The sequence below is a fragment of the Acidicapsa acidisoli genome (assembly GCF_025685625.1).
GTDB lineage: Bacteria > Acidobacteriota > Terriglobia > Terriglobales > Acidobacteriaceae > Acidicapsa > Acidicapsa acidisoli.
Genome location: NZ_JAGSYI010000004.1, coordinates 192,715 through 210,915 on the forward strand (window position 1 = coordinate 192,715; position 18,201 = coordinate 210,915).

Below are 18,201 nucleotides of genomic sequence, written 5' to 3' on the forward strand. Positions count from 1 at the left end.
TGCCCTACGACAGGACGAATTCTTTGGCTGCTGCGCTCAGGTCGGACATGTGGCTCTGGTCGCGAGACTCTGTATAGGCTCGGACGACTGGCTCCGTGCCAGAAAGACGGTAGCAAACCCACGAGCCATCATCGAGAACGAGCTTCAGTCCATCCGTGCGGACTACGCTCGTCACCTTGCGTCCGCCAAGCTCCGTGGGATCTACCTTCAATTTCTCAGTGAACTTGGCTTTGGCCTCCGGGGTCAAGTGAAAGTTCTCTCGAACGGGATAGAAGGAACCTACTTTATCAAATAGCTCCTCCAACTGCTGAGTTATGGTCTTGCCCCGTCTTGCCACCATTTCGGCCACTAACAGCCCGGCAATAATGCCGTCCTTTTCCGGGACATGGCCGCGAATGGTCAAGCCTGCCGACTCTTCCCCGCCGATTGCGATCTTGTCCTGAAGGATAAGTTCGCCGATGTACTTGAAGCCGACTGGGGTTTCGTAGAGCGGGACCTTGTGATAATCGGCGAGAGCATTGATCAGATTGGTGGTCGCGACGGATTTGGCGACTCCGTTCTTCCAGCTGCGGGTTTCGACAAGATAGTCGAAGAGCAGCGCGATGATGTAGTTCGGCTGGATGAAAGTGCTGTTGGAATCGACGATGCCGAAACGATCCGCGTCGCCATCGGTGGCAATGATGAGGTTTGCGCCCTTTTCGTGCATGCGGGTCTTCGCATCGGAAAGCAGGTGATCGTCCGGCTCCGGGGCGTGGCCGCCAAAGAGAACATCGCGATAATCGTGGACAGTTTCCACGATCACTCCGGCGTTGCGCAGAATGTGACAGCTATAGCCGCGACCAGCTCCCCAGAAGGGATCGAAGACGACTTTGATGCCCGATGCGGCAATGGCTTTGAGATCCACCAGTTCGGCGATGCGAGCCGTATAGGCCGGCTTCACGTCCGCCGTCTCGAACTTCGCCTCCGGGTCGTTCAGCCGCGGAATCTGCGGATTTTCGCCCAGGGCAACGATGGCTGCTTCGATCTGCTTCGTGACTTCCGGAAGCGCAGGCGCACCGTCGTGAGTGGAAAACTTGATTCCGTTGTACTCCGGAGGGTTGTGGGAGGCGGTGAAATTGATGGAACCCGAGGTCTTGAGCTGCTGCACTGCGTAGGCGATGGCCGGTGTGGGAGCGGCTTCCGGGATCACGATCGGTGTTACGCCAGCTGCCGCTAGAATGCGCGCAGCCTCGTCGACGAAGGATTCCCCGAGGAAGCGCGGATCGCGACCGACCAGTACGCGGTGGGGTTCAGGCTGAGTCTTGACATAGGCGGCGATGCCTGCGACGGCGCGGCGGATGTTGGCGATGGTGAATTCGTCGGCGACGATCGAGCGCCAGCCGGAAGTGCCGAATTTGATTGGGGTTGCCATTTCAGGTGGTCTCCGTAACGTGTTGCACAGTAATCTTGACCCACCAGAGCGGAACCGGCAAGGGAGGAATTGAACGATTGTCCCGTTTTCCGCCTCGGATGGGTGGCGGGTGCGGCTCTCTGATATTCTTCGGGGTAGTTGTGTTGATGCGTTGGCTCGTCATTGTGCTTCTCGTTTCGGTTGTTGCGCTGCTGTTAGTCGCAGTCGCTGTGGCGAGGCACGTCTGGCGGCACAGGCAATTGCTGACAGAAGACTCCGCGAATCTTGACGTTCAGAAAGCGCAGCATCTGGAGCTTGACCGGGCATTGGATCTGCATGAAGCGCCAGATACGGATCAGTGGGTCGAAGTGAAAAATACTTCACCGAAATAACCTTGAAATAGCTTTGACCGGCGGGACACATGCGCTTCGGTCTGGAATATCGAAAGGAAATCAGGGAATATGAATCAGATTGCTGGGACTCAAGCGGTACCCGCAGGTCTGTCGGAGCCGCAAAGTGGAGTTTCGAGTCTGCTGCGCAGCGCGGGGATCGTGCTGGCAGGGAGCGCACTGGTCGCGATTTGCGCGCATGTGTCTATTCCTCTGTGGTTTACACCGGTGCCGGTGACGTTGCAGCCTTTCGCCGTGCTGCTGCTCGGGCTGCTCCTGAGCCCACGGCTGGCCGCAGGCGCGATGCTGGCCTATCTTGCTGAGGGCGCAGCGGGCTTGCCCGTCTTCACGCCGCATGGACTGGGCGGGATGGCGCAGTTGCTTGGGCCGACAGGCGGCTATCTGCTCAGCTATCCCTTAGTTGCGCCAGCGGTTTCAGCGATCTGGCGGCGCGGACGGTGCAGCTTTTCACGCGGTGTTGTTGTTGCCGCCGCCGGCAGCCTGGGAACGCTGGCGTTGGGAGCATTATGGCTTGGAATCCTCACACACGCCGCTCCCACGACCATCCTGAATCATGCCATTCTGCCTTTTTTGCCCGGAGACGCGCTGAAGGTCTGCGCAGCCGCCGGAATTGCTGCCGGAGCATCTCGATGGAAGCGCCGAGAGATCTGACAGGGTCTCGGATCTTAATGATGACACCCTAAGACCGCAGATTCGCTTTCCGGTGCACATTCAACCAGAAACGCATCAACTTCCTGCTTCACTACGATTGCAGGAAACATCCAATGAGGAACGCGGCCCACCGAGGCCGCAGAGTTAGAAAGGAAATACCTGCCAGTGAGTAGTACTCAGACCAGCGCGGCGCCGGCAAGTGATGTGCGCACAATTTCGATTGCCCATAGTCCCGACTCCGATGACGCCTTCATGTTCTATGGCTTGGCCACGAACAAGATTCGGGTGCCCGGTTTTCGCTTCACCCATACGCTTTGCGATATCGAAACGCTGAATCGGCGGGCGATGGACGAGGCATTCTTCGATGTGACGGCTGTTTCTTTTCACGCCTATCCCTACATTCAGGACAAGTACACCCTGATGAGCTGCGGCGGCAGCGTGGGCGAAGGCTACGGCCCGATGGTCGTTTCGAGCAAGCCCCTCACGCCGGAAGACCTCACCAGTATCCGCGTCGCGGTGCCGGGAACTCTGACGACGGCCTATCTCGCGCTCAAGATCTTCAATCCACAGATCGAGACGACGGTTGTTCCCTTCGATAAGATCATTCCCGAGATCCAGGCGGGCAATTTTGATGCCGGATTGATCATTCACGAGGGGCAGTTGACCTACGCTTCGAGCGGCCTTCGAAAAGTCATCGACCTGGGCGTCTGGTGGCGCGAGCAGACCGGGCTTGTGCTTCCTCTCGGCGGCAATGCCGTGCGCCGGAGCCTCGGACCTGAGACTCTGCACACTGTAACGCAGGCACTGCGCGACAGCATTCAGCATGGACTCGACAATCGCGAGCAGGGCCTGGAATACGCAATGCAGTTCGCACGCGATCTGGATGCCTCTCTTGCGAATCGGTTTGTGAGCATGTACGTGAATGAACGCACGCTCAGCTACGGGCCGGACGGTCAGGAAGCGATTCGCAAACTGCTCGCGCTAGGCCATGAGCGGGGAATCATCCCGATTGAGCCCAAGGTGGATTTCGTCGACTGATTTCTGAGCGCATCTCGCGGAAATCCAACAGGGTGGCCTCATCGGTCGCCCTGTTTTGTTTTCTGTGCCCACGCAATTCAACGACGGCCTGGTCCGTTCTGCAACATGGGGCACCGTTCCGCAACAGGTTCGTTTCCTGCATGGCCTGCGCCGGTTAGCATCCGTGGCATGAAAACCATGACTGCACTGCCAGGCAAACGCTCCCACCTTCGGATCGCATCGATCTCGTCAATTTCATCAATCGCCACTATCGCCTCATTTGTACTGGCTTCGGTTGCGACCGTCCATGCTCAGGAGCCAATCAAGATTCCGATGATCGCGGATCGCTGGGAAGCGAACGGCAATGTTGAATTCACCCATGAGGACGGCTATCCCCTCGGGGTCATGAAGGTCACCAAGGGCGTCGCCGTGCTCAAGGACCTCGGATTCAAAGACGGGACGATCGAGTTTGACGTCATCCCCACTGGGCCGATGGGAGCCGGAATCGGCTTTCGACGGCGCGACGACGACACCTATGAGGACTTTTACCTAAGACCGAGGCCCAACTGCGAAGCGGCGCCCGATTGCATTCAATATGCCCCGCAGACTCATGGAGTGCTGCTCTGGGACGTATTTCCGCAGTATCAGGGGCCGGCTCCGGTGAAAGAAACCGAGGTGAATCACATCAAGCTCGTTGTCTCCGGACGCCGCATGAATATTTTCGTCAACAGGCAAGAAAAACCGGCTCTGGCAATCGGCCGCCTCGAAGGCGATGTGCTGGAAGGCGGATTGCTGATGCAGGGACCAGGATCGTTTGCCAACCTGATGGTAATACCGGGCGCAGTCGAGGGCCTCACGCCGGAACCGGCGGCCGATCCTACCGCCGGAGACAAACGATTCCTGCGGAACTGGCTCGTCTCCCCCTCCGCCTCCCTTCCCGACGGCAAGGAACCGGTCTTTACCGAGATGCCGAACGCGTCGCAGCAATGGACATCCTTGAGCGCCGAACAGGGCGGCCTTATCAATCTCAGCCGTCAGATGGGTCTGCCGACTGGCAGAAAAGTTCGCGCTTTGGCCTGGTTGAAGACGGATATCGACTCGAATAAAGCCCAGACCAAGCAGGTTTCCATTGGATGGAGCCGGGAGATTTGGGTCTTTGTGAACGGGAAGCAGATCTACGCGGACAAGAATCTGTATCAGCCGCCAACCGCGCGGAAGAAACCGGACGGGCGGCTCTCACTGGAGAACGGATCGTTCAATCTGCCGCTGCAAAAGGGGAAGAACGAGATCGCCGTTGCGCTGGCAAACAACTTCTACGGCTGGGGCTTGGAACTACGGCTCGATGATGTCGCAGGAGTCCGATTTACACCAGCCGGAAACGCGATGTCGGCGCAGAAGTGATGCTCCCGCATCTTGCCGCCCGCAAGGAATGGGCTTTATGGTTCAAAATACCCTGAGGCCCAAATCGCTGATGCTCCTTGCCTCCAATAAGAATCCCAGCATGGCCGCCCGATGGGCCACGCGCGTAACTCTGGCCGTCGCAATCTGGACTGCAATCGGCCTGGTCTTTGCGCTGCCCAGCCTTGCGGCTGGCGGCCACTGGCGGCCGCAGTTGCTCGCTTCGCTGGCGCAGTGGTGGTCCTGGGGTCTGCTGGCTCCCGCGATTGTTGCGGTCGACCAGTGGCTGCCCTTTTCGAGCAAACAACCGGTGTGGCGCGTTGTCGCTCATCTCTTCCTGAGCCTGGCGTTCACCGCCGTGTATGTCTACCTGTTTGCGATGGTGATCGCGATGATGGGGCTAGGGCCATGGTCGCGCCTGTTCGGTCTGCAACTGCTGATCGGCGCCGTTCGCGGCATGTTCCTCTGGAGCGTGCTTGTCTATTGCCTGATCGTCGGTGTCTGGCAGGCGTATCTCTATCATCAGCGCTATCTTTCCGGCGAGCTGCGCATGGAGCGGCTTGAGCGAAGCTTCAGCGAGGCGCGGCTCAACGCACTGCGCATGCAGCTCGATCCGCATTTTCTCTTCAACGCGCTCAACACCATCTCCGCGCAAGTAGAACGAGAGCCGCGTCTGGCTCGCCAGATGATCGAGCATCTCGGCGACCTCTTGCGCCTGTCTCTTGAAAACAAGGACCGGCAGGAAGTTCCTCTTCTCGAAGAGATGGCGTTTCTCGAGCATTACCTGGCCATCCAGAGGATCCGGTTTGGCGACCGTCTGCGCTTTGACACAAACATTGCGCAGGAAGTGAAGTACTCGCTCGTTCCCTGCCTGATTGTGCAGCCGCTGGTAGAGAATGCGATCCGGCATGGAATCTCATCGCGAGCCACCGGTGGCAGGGTATCCGTGATGGCCCAGCGAATCGAAGAACAAATTGAGATTCGCGTGACGGATGATGGCGTCGGATTGCCTCCTGGCTGGACTCTGGAAACCTCGGCAGGACTGGGATTGTCGGTAACACGGGAGCGGATTCGAGGGCTTCATCCGGACGGCCGGTTCGTGGTGCGGCGGCTGCGCAGCGGTGGCACCGAGGCGCTGATTCAATTGCCCCTTCGCTTCAGCCCTGAAACCGATGCGGCAAGAGAGGCAGGCCATGATTCTGCCGCAGACTGACAGGATTTCCGTGCTTGTGGTGGATGACGAATCTCCAGCGCGGCAGCGGCTGGCGGATTTGCTGCGCAAGGATACGCTCGTAGGCTTGATCCTCGAAGCCGAAAACGGAGTGTCCGCCCTGGCGCAATCGAGAAAGGACGTCCGGATCTCATTTTTCTGGATGTTCAAATGCCGGAACTGGATGGACTCGGAGTTCTGGATGAATTGATGGACGCCGTCGGGCCGGAGGCGATGCCGCTCACGATCTTCGTGACCGCCTACGATCAACATGCGGTGCGGGCATTTGAAGCGAACGCGCTTGATTATCTGCTGAAACCCTTCAGCGACGAGCGATTTGAAGCAACGATGGCGCGGGTGAAAAACCGGCTCAAAAACCAGCTAGACCAGCGCAGCCTGCATGAATTCGGCCAGCGGCTGATGCAAATGATCGCAGCAAAACCCTCCGCTCCAAGACGGCTCGACCGGCTCGTCGTTAAGTCTGGCGGGGCCACGCGATTTGTGCGGGTCGCCGAGATCGACTGGATCGAGGCGGCCGGAGTCTATGTCACTCTTCACCTCAACTCCAATTTCGCTCCCAAATCCGCAGGGACCGAGATACTCTATCGCTCCTCGCTGGCAGAGCTAGCCGAGCGGCTCGATCCGGCGAGATTCATCCGCGTGCATCGTTCGACCATCGTGAACATCGAAAGCATTCTGCAACTCGAACCAATCTCCCATGGGGAGTTCGATGTTGTGTTGAAGAGCGGAGCGCGCACGAGAATTAGCCGCAGCTATCGCGCCCAGCTTGAAGAACGCCTCGGACAGTCTCTCTGACGCAACCGGACCAGATCAGAGAAATCATCGAGGGATTAGGACATCTTAAATCAGTCCCAGAATTATTAAGGAAAATCTAATTTCGTCCGATAGGCAATGCATGGGAAAGACCATGCAATTCACTTCTCCAATTACTTCTGGCCGCAGCGGATGGGCGGTGCTGCTGGCCTCGCCGGACCCGGTGCTGGCATCGGATCTGCGCAGGATCTTGCAGTCGCTCGGTCTGCATGTCGAAACGGTGACAGATGGAAAGTCCGCCATCGGCGCAATGCGGACGACCGACGGCTCGGCGGTAATTCTGCTGGATGTGCGGCTTCCCGGCGTGGCGAATGGAGAGCTTCTGGCCGCAATGCTTGAATCGGGCGTGCGCAAGCGATGCGCCGTCGCACTGATTGCGGATCAGGTTTCCGACGAGTGGATTGCCCGGCTGCGCGAAGGAGCTATCGACGATATTGTGCCCCGCGGCGCAGACGCTGTCTCCTGGAGCACTCACCTGAGCACCATGCGGCGAGGCCACGAACTCTACTGCGAACTCGAACAGCTCCGCCAGGTTGCTTCAATCGATGTCCGGCACGACCGCGTGACGGGAGCGCTCCATCGGGAGACGATGCTGACACTTCTCTTTCGCGAGACGGATCGAGTACAACGGTTGCAAGGTTCGTTGAGCGTCGTGCTCTTTGACATCGATGACTTCGGGCACTGGAACAAGGAGCTGGGGCGCGACGCCTGCGACGGTCTGCTGCGCGAAGTGGCCGATCGAACCGGGCGCATCCTGCGCAGCTACGATCTGCTGGGACGGACCGGAAAAGACGAATTTCTGATGGCTCTACCGGGTTGCAGCACCATTAACGCCACGATGATGGCGGAGCGCCTGCGCATGGAGGTCTTTGGTGACCCGTTTCTCGTAAAAGACGAGCCAGGCGAAGCAATCTCGGTGACATTGACTGCTTGCTGCGCCGTCGCTTCCAGCCGCGGACGGTCGCCTGTCGTGGTGTTGCGCGAGGCGGAGCAGACCTTGGCTCTGGCAAAACGGTCAGGCCCGGGAACGATTCGCTGCGCTCACGACTCCTCGCTGCCAGGAGAGACCGGTGCAGAATTCCCCATGCTTTACCCGGAGACTGAAGCATTGGCGTAAACCAGCAGAGGCCAGATGAGTCCAATCCGGTTGGGAGCAGACCCCGGTAGCCCGGGAATCAACACTCTCCGCCACCCAGCCGCGATAGACTCAAGGCAGGCCATCGTCTGTGCGCATTCTGACCCGCTACATTCTCGGTGAAATCTCCTCGCACTCAGCTATAGGCTGTGCTCTGTTCACCTTCATTCTCTTCATGAAGCCACTCGAACAGATTCTGGAGATGGTGGTCCGGAACAGCTCCAGCTTCATGACTGTCCTCCAGTTGTTTCTCTTCACACTGCCCAATACCTTCCTGGTCAGCATCCCGATGGCCGTCCTGGTGGGTGTTTTGCTGGGCCTTAGCCGCTTGGCGGCCGACTCAGAGATCACGGCAATGCGGGCCTCCGGCTTCGGAATCTGGTATTTCGTCCGGGTGGCATCCGTAATAGCGATCCTCGGCACAGCGTTGGGCCTGGTGAACTCGCTGTACGTCGAACCGCGCGCCAACCAGGCCATTCTGGACCTGCAAAAGGACCTCGAATCCTCGCAGGCATCCTTCGAGATCCAGCCGCGCGTCTTCTACGAGGACTTCAAGAACACCGTCGTCTACGTCCAGGATGTCGTTTCAGGGACCGGCGCCTCGAACTGGAAACGCCTGTTCATCGCCGATGTCACCGATCCGACGGCCCCCGGCATCACCACTGCGGAGAGCGCCACGGTCGCTCAAAGCGGTGGTGGGGGCGGCGGAAAAAACAGCGGTGAAGGCATGCTCATCCGGCTGCGCAACGGCACAAAGCATGAGATGGTGCCCAGCCAACCGGGCCAATACAATCTGTCAACCTTCACAGTCACCGATGCACCCCTGATCTTCAGCCCGCAAAGCGAAATCTCCCTGGGCCGCATGGACACGCCACTTTATGCGCTGGGCAATCGCCAGTTGCTCGAACTCTCGCACGGTCCGGACGGGAAGCGCTACCTGATCGAACTCAACCGGCGCTTTGCCTATCCCGTCGCCTGCCTCGTGCTGATGCTGATCGGAGTTCCGCTCGGAACGGCGGCTCGTCGCGGCGGCAAGAGCGGAGGCATGATCTTCACCCTGCTGCTCGTGCTCGTCTACTATCTGCTGTCGAACTTCGGTATCGCTTGGGCGAAACAAGGGCGGCTTCCCGCTTTTGCCGGAGTCTGGCTAGCGAACTTCGTCTTTGCCGCCGCCGGACTTTTCCTGCTGAGCCAATTGGCCTCGGGTGGAGCAGTGCTCGCCACGGTCACTTCCTGGTTTTCGCGTGCGCCAAAGCCACAGCCGAATGCTGCCGAAGAAGCATCGAACGGAAACGCCGATTCAAACAGCCCGTTGGTGGAATCCTCGGACGCCGGTTGGCAGACTTCCCTGAAGGCTCGCTATCGCCGTCGATTCCACCCTAAGCTTGCCCGCTCTCTGAATCGATTCAAACCGCGCGGATTTCCCCTAATTCTCGACGAGTACGTCCTGAAAGAGTTTCTCAAGATGTTCCTGATGGTGCTGGCCGGGCTCGTGATGATTCTTCTGGTCTTCACGTTCTTTGAACTCATCGGCGACATACTGCGCAACCACACGAATCTGACCACGGTAGGCGACTACCTGGTGAACCTGACGCCCAGCATGATCTACCAGATCACCCCGCTAAGCGTACTGCTGGCGGTGCTCGTAACCTTCAACCTCTTCAATCGCAGCAGCGAACTTATCGCCATGAAGGCGACCGGAATCAGCCTCTACAGGCTGGTGATTCCCGTTTTCGTGATCTCCGCTCTTTTGGCTGCCGGACTCTTTGCCTTCGACCAGTACTACCTGCCGCAAGCCAATCGCAAGCAGGAGGCCCTGCGCAACATCATCAAGGGTAAACCGGCTCAGACCACGCTGAATCCCGACCAGAAGTGGATCGTCGGGCAACAGCATCCAGGCGAACCGGAGCGCATTTTCTACTATCAGTTCTTCGACCCGGATCAGAACGCCTTCGCCAACCTCACTCTGTTTGAATTCGACCCAGTCACCTTTGCGCTCACCAAGCGCATCTACGCCGAGCGCGTGGCATGGGACGAAGATCAGCACGCCTGGGTCTTCGATCACGGCTGGGAACGGACCATGGAGGGAACGAACGTGAGCTTCCGCGAGTTCCCCAGCGCCACCTTCGCCGAGGTGCGCGAAGAGCCCGGCTACTTCAAGAAAGAGAACCTGCAGTCGCAGGAGATGAACTTCGGCCAACTCGACCGCTACATCAGCGACCTGCGGCAGAGCGGCTTCGATACCATGCGCCTGCGCGTGCAGCTCTATCACAAGCTCGCCTACCCGCTGGTGACGATTGTGATGGCGGTGCTGGCAATTCCCTTCGCGCTCTCCATGGGCCGCCGCGGTTCGCTGACCGGCGTAGCATGGGGCATCGGAATCGCCCTTGGGTACTGGGTGGCCGCCGGGTTGTTTGACGCCATGGGCAGCTCCAACCTGCTGCCCGCCGCCATCGCCGCCTGGTCACCGGATATCCTTTTCGGACTGACCGGCGGCTATCTGCTGCTGCGTACCCCGACTTAGTGCCTCGCCAGATTTGGCCGGTTTCCCCGTTCGACGTTTCAACGGATGGAAACCGGCCGCACTAATCATGAAGATCAGTGATGATCTCCGCGCCCGTCGTCATCATCGGCGACGGGATTGTGAAGCCACGGAGTGAAGAGAAGATTGGTTCCGCTCGTCGTTGTGCATCCCTTCCAGCCCGGACCTGCGGCGCATCCCCAGTAATTTTCAGTGACGTTAATGTGACCGGTGCATGCTGCTCCGTCAAAAGCGCAAATATTGGCGACGCCGACATGTCCGCCGAGCAGGTCGTTGAGATGCGCGTCTACCGTGCCGGGCGTATTGACCGCAATATCCACATCCTCGTCGCGGATTACGTTCTGCGAAATGATCGTGCCCCAAACCGGAGAACCGCCTCCGCCACTGTTGATGTTGATGCCCACCCGGCCAGGGGTGGCTGTATCGTCTACGTCAGCCAGGTTTCCCGCCACGTAGTTGCCGATGATCATGTTGCCGTCCATGTTGTCCGCCGGTGCTCCAAAAGCCGGGCCGACATGGGTATGAAGCGAGACCCCACCGATACCGTTCCCGGTCAGTGAGTTGTGAATGATCACGTTGTCCGATGCCCGGCCAGGACCGTTGCCATCCGAAAACAGGCCAACTCCCGCGCCGCCGACTTTCACTCCGTTATCGGCAGAAATGTTTTCGGCAATTGTGTTGTGATCGACGCCAAAGTGAGGTGCAAAGTGAGGCGGCGTCGAGCCAACCGGCGGATGCGAAGCCAGCACGATTCCGCAGTCCAGCGGGTTGTCCTTGACCGTATTGTGAATGATGAGATTGTCGTGGGTCTCCGCCGTCTCATCGCTGAGCAGGATGCCGTCGGCATTCCCCGTCATGAGGTTGCCTGAAGCAATCGACCCCTCCACCCCGATAAAGTGAAGCGCGCCGCCACAGTCGCCGTTCTCATCCGTCTCAAATGCGGGCTGTCCTGCACAACCACTCGCAACCGGCGAGAAGACAGGGCCAAATTTGTCGTTGTCAATCATGCGATTGTCGCGAACTGTGACGTCCGAAGCGCTTACGACCAGGACAGCTTCATATTGCGCATTCTCAACCGTGAATCCGGCAACCGTCACATGGCGGAGGCCGGGATTATCGTACCCGTCGACAAAGATGCCGTTTTCCAACCCAGTGGCGTCAATGATGGTTCTCTCGGCGCCCGCGCCGATCAGGGACAGGGGAATGCCAATCACGACATCCTCCTTGTACGTACCCGCTCGAACCTCAATCACGTCGTTCGCCGAAGCGTGACTGACCGCCGACTGAATCTTGGAGTAGCAACCGCTGGAACCTCCCTGGTTGACACAGAGGGTTGCGGACATACCGATCTGACAGATGACCGCAAACAGGGAGGCACAACACACGATGAGCGCCGACTTTCGCCGAATTTCAGGCATAGGAACTCCTCTTTCTGGGGGAGGACGGCATCCTTGCACGGTTTCCCGGCATTGGCAAGGTAAATATACGACACGAATGTCATATATCTGCCTGCACGCTTCTGTCCTGCCCTCTGCCTGAAAGCCGACCAGCGGGGCCATTGGAAGCGCGGTCCGGAGATTGGCATGCAGCCCGGTACAATGACAATATGTTTCGCGATTTGAAGCCGCTTTTTCGCTACATGGCGCGGTACCGCTGGGGCTACCTTTGGGGAACCCTGGCGCTGACGGCGACCAACGCCATCTGGGTGCTCTTTCCCAAGGTGATCGAAGCGGCGGTCAATGACATGAACCACATTGGCCTGAACGCCCCTGCAATGCGGCAGAAGATCCTCTTCTACGCCGGTCTGCTGGTCGGGATCGCACTGCTGAAGGGCGTCTTTCTCTACGCCTCGCGTTGGATACTCATCGGCATCTCGCGTGAAATCGAGTTCGACCTGCGCAACGACCTCTTTCGCCAGCTCGAAAAGCAGGACTACGCCTACTACCAGCGCTACCGCACCGGCGACATCATGGCCCGGCTGACCAATGACCTGAACGCCGTCCGCCAGTTGCTCGGCCCGGCGATCATGTACAGCGCCAACACCATCCTGTTCTCCGCATTCGCGCTGTATTTCCTGCTGCGCATCAGCCCGTGGCTGACGCTGGTGGCGCTCGCGCCCATGCCGGTAGCCAGCATTCTGGTTCAGTACTTCGGCGCGCGGATTCACGAGCGCTTCGAGCGCATTCAAGCCAGTTTTTCCGAGATCACTTCGCACGCGCAGGAGAATTTCTCCGGAGCGCGCCTGATCCGCGCCTTCGCCCGGGAAGATTCGCAGATTCAGTCCTTTGAAAAAGCCAATAGGGAATACATCGGCCGCGCGTTGCGTCTGGTGCAATTGATGGGCATGCTCTGGCCCACGCTGGAGTTCGTGCTAGGCGTGGCCATGGTGATCACGCTCTTTGCAGGCGGACGCCTCGTTCTCCAACACCGGATCGATGTCGGCAGTTTCATCGCCTTCAATACCTACATGATTCTGCTCACCTTCCCCATCATCGCCGTGGGCTGGGTGATCAACCTCTTCCAGCGCGGAACAGCTTCCATCAAGCGCATCGACGAGATTCTGCGCTCGGAGCCGGCCGTGGATGACAGCCTGGCCGACAAAACCATCCCTGCCGATCTTGTCCTGCGCGGCGAAGTCGAGTTCCGCGGGCTGAGCTTCGGCTATGGAGACAGGAACGTCCTCTGCGACATCTCGCTGAAGATTCCGGCAGGCTCGACCCTCGCGGTAGTAGGACCGACCGGCGCTGGAAAATCGACGCTGATCAACCTGATTCCACGGCTGCTCGACGTCGAAAACGGATCACTGTGGATCGACGGGCGGCCGATTCGCGAGTACCCGCTCAAGGTGCTGCGGTCGAACATCGGCGTCGTCCCGCAGGAGACATTTCTCTTCAGCGAAACCATCCGCGAAAACCTCTGTTTCGGCTCACCCGACGCCACCAACGAACAGATCATGGAAGCAGCAGAAGCAGCGCATATCCGGCGCGAATTCGAAGAGTTTCCGCAGGGCTTCGAGACGACCGTCGGTGAGCGCGGTGTGACACTCTCTGGCGGTCAGAAGCAGCGCACCTCGATTGCCCGTGCTCTGCTGCGGCACCCGCGTATTCTCATCCTCGACGACGCACTGGCCAGCGTCGATACCTACACCGAAGAACGCATTCTGCAAGGCCTGCGCAAATACACTCGCCACGAGAATGCCGAGGGCTGCACTACCATCCTTATCTCCCATCGCATCTCAACGGTGCGAGACGCGGATCAGATTGCGGTGCTCGCTCATGGGCGAATTATCGAACTTGGCACGCACGAAGAGTTGCTCGCGCGAGGCGGATACTACGCAGACCTGTACGAGAAGCAGCTCTTGGAAGAAGAGCTTTCCGTCACCGGTTAGAGTCGCGCCGGATTGCCGTTACGCAGTCCAGCGCGAAGCATGATTGCCTTCTGCCGAAGCCGCTGGAAGCTCGACCACTCGCGGCTTAACCGCCAACGGTTGCGGATTGGCGGCTGGCTTGGGGGCTTCCGCTGCAATCTGCTTCCATGCGTCGCGCACGTTGCGCACACAGCGGATCACCTCCTCGAATCGCTGCACCGATGCGCCCACCGAAGCCTGCAGGATGAGCGCGAACATCGACGCGTAGAACTCGCTCAGAACCTGCGCAGGCCGGCCGCCAATATCCATGCGCAGCCGCGCCTGCAGGTGAATGAGGATTGCAAGCGCGCGTTTCACAGCGACCCGGCGGCCGCGAATATCCCCGCGCTCCACCGCTGCAATCGCCGCATAGAGAAACCGGAGGATGCCGTCGTAAAGGGCCACGACGAGTTCTACGGGCGACGCTCCATCGAGCGAGTGTTCCTGATAGGTTGCCAAGGGTCTGTCCGTTTCTGGCCTTAAAGCTAGCCAAGTTGAGGCGCCTGATAGCCAGTGATCGCCGAATAGAGTTCGTTGACGTCGTTCACGTTGGACGGGATGGACTGAAGAATCTCGTTGGCGCTGTTGAGCTCGTCAGTCAGACTGACCTGCTGAACAGAGATCAGCAGGTTCTCCTTGGAGATGTCCGCATTGAGAGAAGACTCCGTCGCACTGTCGGAGCTGAGACCCAGGGCCAGCGTGCCAATGGGGTTCGAAGTACTCAGGTTATTGAGGGTATCGGAGAAATCAAGACCCCAGCTATTGGCGTTCTGAAAGAAATTAACCACACCCGAATAGTCGCTGTTCAACTCGCTGCTGAGAGTAGCGGAATCAAGCGAAATCGTGCCGTCATTGTTGACGCTGATGCCAAGCTGCGTGAAGTTGTTGAAATCGCTCACCGGATTGTAAGCCAACGTCGTCCCGGCGTCCTGGATGGACGAGATGACACTCACGCCTCCGCCTGTCTGGGATGTAAGGGACAGGCTCGATCCCGAGGAGTTGGTTGTGATTCCTGCGGTCACGCCAATGTCGGCCGAGTTGATGGCCGTCACAAGTCCGGCGAGCGTTTCACCAGCACCGAGAGAGAAAGGGATCGCGCTACCCGAGCCGACCGCAATCGAGATATTCCCGGTAAGCGTATCGGAAGCATTGGCGATCGGGTCCAGGTAGCCTGAAGGCGAACTGGTGTTAATCGCACCAAGAATCTGCTGCTGCAGAAGCGAGAGCGTCGGACTGCCGAAGAGAGGCTCAGGCGTGCCCGAAGAGGTGTTCCCTTCCTGGATATTGATGGCGCTCACCAGCGAGTTATAGTCGGAGACAAACTGATCCATCGCGCTGGAGACCGACTGCGTGTCATTCACAACCTGTATCTGAACCGTTTCTGCCGTACCGTTGGTCACGGGCGAAGTGGAAAGGAGCTGAAAGGTGACTCCAGGGATCACGTCGCTGACCGTATTGGACGCACTGGAGACGCTGATTCCGTCAACTGTGAGGTTGGCGTTGGCGCCCGAGACTGGAGACGTATAACCGAGCGCCGCACCGCTGGTTGTATCGGTAAGACCCGAGACGTCAACCGACAGATCTCCATCCGCTCCCGAGGTTCCTGAAACCAGCGACAGCCTTGATCCATTGGCGTCTGTGATCAGACCGGCAGTGACTCCAATACCGGCTGAGTTGATCGCGGACGCAAGCCCCGAGAGCGTATTGTCATTGGGGTTTACCGTAACCGTCTGGGGCGCTCCGGTACCGACTGCAATCGAGATGGAGCCGGAGAACTGGTCGGTTGCGCTGGTGGTCCCGGTCATATAGCCGGAAGAGGTCGAGGCCAGCGAGTTCACCACAATCGTGTGGGTCCCTGCAATCGCGGTGGAAGAAGCTGAAGCCAGAGTTACTACGTTTTCGTCTGAGCTGGAGCCTTCCATGATCGAAAACACGCCGTCGACGGTCGTGAAGTTCTGGACATCGGTGGAAAGATTTGAGAGCAGGCTTCCCAGATTGGAGATGGCTGCATCCTGCGTCTGAAGGTTGCTGAGCTGGGTCTTCCACGGCGTCTCGACATTCTGGAGATTCGCAACGATCTGGCTGACCGTCGAGCTGACATCAAATCCTGTCCCACCCATCGGCGATCCGAAACTGATTCCTACTGTGCCCATCTCAATCCTCCAGCTTGGGTAACGCAGCCCGATGGCCAACCGGGCTCGCATGTTCGTTAGATAATCCTGACAATTCCGCGTGTGGCGTTCGGGGAAGGCGCATTTTCGGCCCAACACTCAGTCAAACGGGGAAGACGCTCTATTGCCGCCTTCCCCATTTTTTACTGGTGCCTTTTTCCGGTTCGTTGGGGTTACTGCAGCAGCTTGGTCACTTCCTGCTGCACGCTGTTGGCCTGCGCCAGGGCGGAGATGCCCGTCTGGCTCAGAATCTCGTACTTGGACATGTCGGAGGTTGCCGTGGCATAGTTCGTGGCCTGGACCGCGTTCTGCGCCGAGGTGACGTTCTGCTGCTGCGTGCTGAGCACGGAGCTGACCGAGTTGAGCGTGTTGATCTGCGCGCCCACGTAGCCGTCCTGGGCCGCTACGTCGCTGATGGCCGTGTTGATCGCGGTGAGCGCCGATTTCGCAGCGGTCGAGGTGGACAGGTTGGTTGTAGAGAGATCTTGGCCATTGCCTGCCGTGTAGCTGATCGTCGCGGTTCCCGTGGTTCCAGCCGCTACTGCGGCCGTGCCAGCGGATGTATCGGCAAGCGCCGTCGTTCCCTGGGCAACCTCGGTCTGGCCGGTGGCCGTCGGCGCCGTGATCTGAACATCACCGGTAATCATGATGCCAGTATCGGAGGAGTTGTTTGTTGGCGCTGCATCTCCGGCCGCTCCTGCGGTTGAGAAGGAGGCCGTCAAGCCCAGGCCGGAGCCGTTGATGGCCTGAATCATGCCCTCTACGGTGTTCGCGTAGCCGGTTGTGCCGCCGGTTGCGATCGTCGCCGTAGCTGTGACCGGACCTGATGTGGAGCCTACGTCGTAGGTGACGGTGAGCGAGCTGCCTGCGGTAACTGCGTCGGTCGATTGCGCGTTCACCGTGGCGGTCGATAGATCGACAAACACGCTCTGGCCGGAGGAGTAGCTCATCTGGCCGTTGGTTTGTCCAAGATCGCTGGACGACAGCCCGCCAATGCTCAGTTGGTCGATCGACGCTCCCGTGGTCGACGAGTCGCCGGTGTAAATGCCAGTGTTGGAGCCGAAGACTGCATTCTGGTTATAGGTGGTCGTCGAGCCGATGTTCGAGATTTCCGACAGAATCGACTGGTATTCCTGATTGGCGGCAGCATCCTGTGTGCCGTTGAGGGTGCCGTTCGAGGCTTCGGTAGCCAGCGTCACGGCACGGTTGAGCAGGCTCGTCACTTGCGAAAGGGCTCCATCGGCGACTTGCAGCAGACCCACGCCTTCGGTGGCGTTGGTTTGCGACTGTGCCAGGGCAGTCGAATTGGCCTGCAGGCCATTGATCAACGAAAGACCCGCGGCGTCATCGGCGCCTGAGTTGATCCTCGAACCGGTGGACAACTGCTGCAGCACAGTGTTCAGGCTGTTCGAAGTGTTGTTAAGAGCGTTCTCCGCGGACATCGCGGCAATGTTATTCAGTACTCCCAATGACATGGGGTGACTCCTCGTCGATGCGTGAATTTGCTGTTGGTTCCTCCGCAAGCCCCACCACAACATGGGTGCCCTGCAGGATGCCAACCGCCGCATCTGGCTTTCCTATCGGCGATGGCTCAAATCACTTTAGGCCGATGCGGCATCGCAGCCGGTTTCGAAATCAATTACCGCCGAAGACTATTCCAATCGCCGACTCCTGCCGATAGGTCCGAAGACAGGAGACCGCATCCAGATGATCGAAGTAACGCGCCTCAATGGTATGCACATGACATTGAACAGCGATCTGATCAAGATCGCCGAGGCTTCCCCCGACACCATGCTGACTCTGATTCATGGGGAAAAGCTCATCATTCGCGAGAGTTGCGCGGAGATTGTCGAGAAGGTGCTCGCATATCGCGCATCGCTGCTCGCAGCCGTGGCAACGCGCATGAAAGCACCGGCCGACTTGCATCGGGTCGTGGCGATGGCGAGCCTCACCCTCGAATCTAGCGCACAAGAACTTTGAAACAAGAACCTGAACAACCAACCGGGATGAGAACAGGCGCTCAATGGCTGTCCTCAT

Annotated in this window: 16 protein-coding genes; 11 read left to right on the forward strand and 5 right to left on the reverse strand. The window is 58.8% G+C overall.

Annotated elements, in window-relative coordinates:
* Positions 1-4: 4 nt before the first annotated feature.
* Positions 5-1,411, reverse strand: coding sequence for a phosphoglucomutase/phosphomannomutase family protein (locus tag OHL23_RS22830; protein WP_263354343.1), 1,407 nt, complete (start codon positions 1,409-1,411; stop codon positions 5-7).
* Between the two features lie 77 nt (positions 1,412-1,488).
* Between OHL23_RS22830 and OHL23_RS22835 the strand changes: the two genes are divergently transcribed.
* From OHL23_RS22835 to OHL23_RS22875, 9 genes are all read left to right on the forward strand, one after another.
* Complete coding sequence (locus tag OHL23_RS22835) at positions 1,489-1,782, forward strand: hypothetical protein (protein ID WP_263354344.1); 294 nt, start codon at positions 1,489-1,491, stop codon at positions 1,780-1,782.
* Between the two features lie 69 nt (positions 1,783-1,851).
* Positions 1,852-2,451 (forward strand): biotin transporter BioY, encoded by a 600-nt coding sequence (locus OHL23_RS22840; protein WP_263354346.1) that lies wholly within the window; start codon positions 1,852-1,854, stop codon positions 2,449-2,451.
* A 165-nt stretch (positions 2,452-2,616) separates the two neighbouring features.
* On the forward strand, positions 2,617-3,489 hold the full coding sequence (locus OHL23_RS22845; RefSeq protein WP_263354347.1) for a menaquinone biosynthesis family protein: 873 nt from the start codon (positions 2,617-2,619) through the stop codon (positions 3,487-3,489).
* 177 nt (positions 3,490-3,666) lie between these two features.
* Positions 3,667-4,869: a hypothetical protein gene (locus OHL23_RS22850; protein WP_263354349.1), complete on the forward strand. Its 1,203-nt coding sequence runs from the start codon at positions 3,667-3,669 to the stop codon at positions 4,867-4,869.
* A gap of 37 nt (positions 4,870-4,906) precedes the next feature.
* Positions 4,907-6,079, forward strand: coding sequence for a sensor histidine kinase (locus OHL23_RS22855; RefSeq protein WP_263354350.1), 1,173 nt, complete (start codon positions 4,907-4,909; stop codon positions 6,077-6,079).
* Positions 6,060-6,287, forward strand: a complete 228-nt coding sequence (locus OHL23_RS22860) for a hypothetical protein (RefSeq protein ID WP_263354352.1) — start codon at positions 6,060-6,062, stop codon at positions 6,285-6,287. Before OHL23_RS22855 ends, OHL23_RS22860 begins: the two co-directional genes overlap by 20 nt.
* The gene (locus tag OHL23_RS22865; RefSeq protein ID WP_263354353.1) at positions 6,248-6,892 is read left to right on the forward strand and encodes a LytR/AlgR family response regulator transcription factor; all 645 of its coding nucleotides are present in this window, start codon (positions 6,248-6,250) and stop codon (positions 6,890-6,892) included. Before OHL23_RS22860 ends, OHL23_RS22865 begins: the two co-directional genes overlap by 40 nt.
* A gap of 112 nt (positions 6,893-7,004) precedes the next feature.
* Positions 7,005-8,027 (forward strand): GGDEF domain-containing response regulator, encoded by a 1,023-nt coding sequence (locus OHL23_RS22870; RefSeq protein WP_263354354.1) that lies wholly within the window; start codon positions 7,005-7,007, stop codon positions 8,025-8,027.
* A 109-nt stretch (positions 8,028-8,136) separates the two neighbouring features.
* On the forward strand, positions 8,137-10,569 hold the full coding sequence (locus tag OHL23_RS22875; RefSeq protein WP_263354355.1) for an LptF/LptG family permease: 2,433 nt from the start codon (positions 8,137-8,139) through the stop codon (positions 10,567-10,569).
* Between the two features lie 74 nt (positions 10,570-10,643).
* On the opposite strand, the gene OHL23_RS22880 is transcribed toward OHL23_RS22875, so the two are convergent.
* Positions 10,644-12,005, reverse strand: a complete 1,362-nt coding sequence (locus OHL23_RS22880; RefSeq protein WP_263354356.1) for a right-handed parallel beta-helix repeat-containing protein — start codon at positions 12,003-12,005, stop codon at positions 10,644-10,646.
* Positions 12,006-12,193: 188 nt separating this feature from the next.
* Here OHL23_RS22880 and OHL23_RS22885 point away from each other — a divergent pair, with 188 nt between their 5' ends.
* The gene (locus tag OHL23_RS22885) at positions 12,194-13,975 is read left to right on the forward strand and encodes an ABC transporter ATP-binding protein (RefSeq protein ID WP_263354357.1); all 1,782 of its coding nucleotides are present in this window, start codon (positions 12,194-12,196) and stop codon (positions 13,973-13,975) included.
* Positions 13,976-13,993: 18 nt separating this feature from the next.
* Here the strand turns inward: OHL23_RS22885 and fliS are convergent, their stop codons facing one another.
* The 3 genes from fliS to OHL23_RS22900 all read right to left on the reverse strand — a co-directional run bounded on the left by fliS (position 13,994) and on the right by OHL23_RS22900 (position 17,639).
* Positions 13,994-14,452: a flagellar export chaperone FliS gene (gene fliS / locus OHL23_RS22890; RefSeq protein ID WP_263354358.1), complete on the reverse strand. Its 459-nt coding sequence runs from the start codon at positions 14,450-14,452 to the stop codon at positions 13,994-13,996.
* Between the two features lie 26 nt (positions 14,453-14,478).
* The gene (gene fliD / locus OHL23_RS22895; protein WP_263354359.1) at positions 14,479-16,146 is read right to left on the reverse strand and encodes a flagellar filament capping protein FliD; all 1,668 of its coding nucleotides are present in this window, start codon (positions 16,144-16,146) and stop codon (positions 14,479-14,481) included.
* Positions 16,147-16,337: 191 nt separating this feature from the next.
* Entirely contained in the window at positions 16,338-17,639 is a 1,302-nt protein-coding gene (locus OHL23_RS22900; RefSeq protein WP_263354360.1) for a flagellin N-terminal helical domain-containing protein, read from the reverse strand.
* A 232-nt stretch (positions 17,640-17,871) separates the two neighbouring features.
* On the opposite strand from OHL23_RS22900, the gene OHL23_RS22905 reads away from it, so the two are divergent.
* The gene (locus OHL23_RS22905; protein ID WP_263354361.1) at positions 17,872-18,144 is read left to right on the forward strand and encodes a flagellar FlbD family protein; all 273 of its coding nucleotides are present in this window, start codon (positions 17,872-17,874) and stop codon (positions 18,142-18,144) included.
* Positions 18,145-18,201 lie beyond the last annotated feature (57 nt).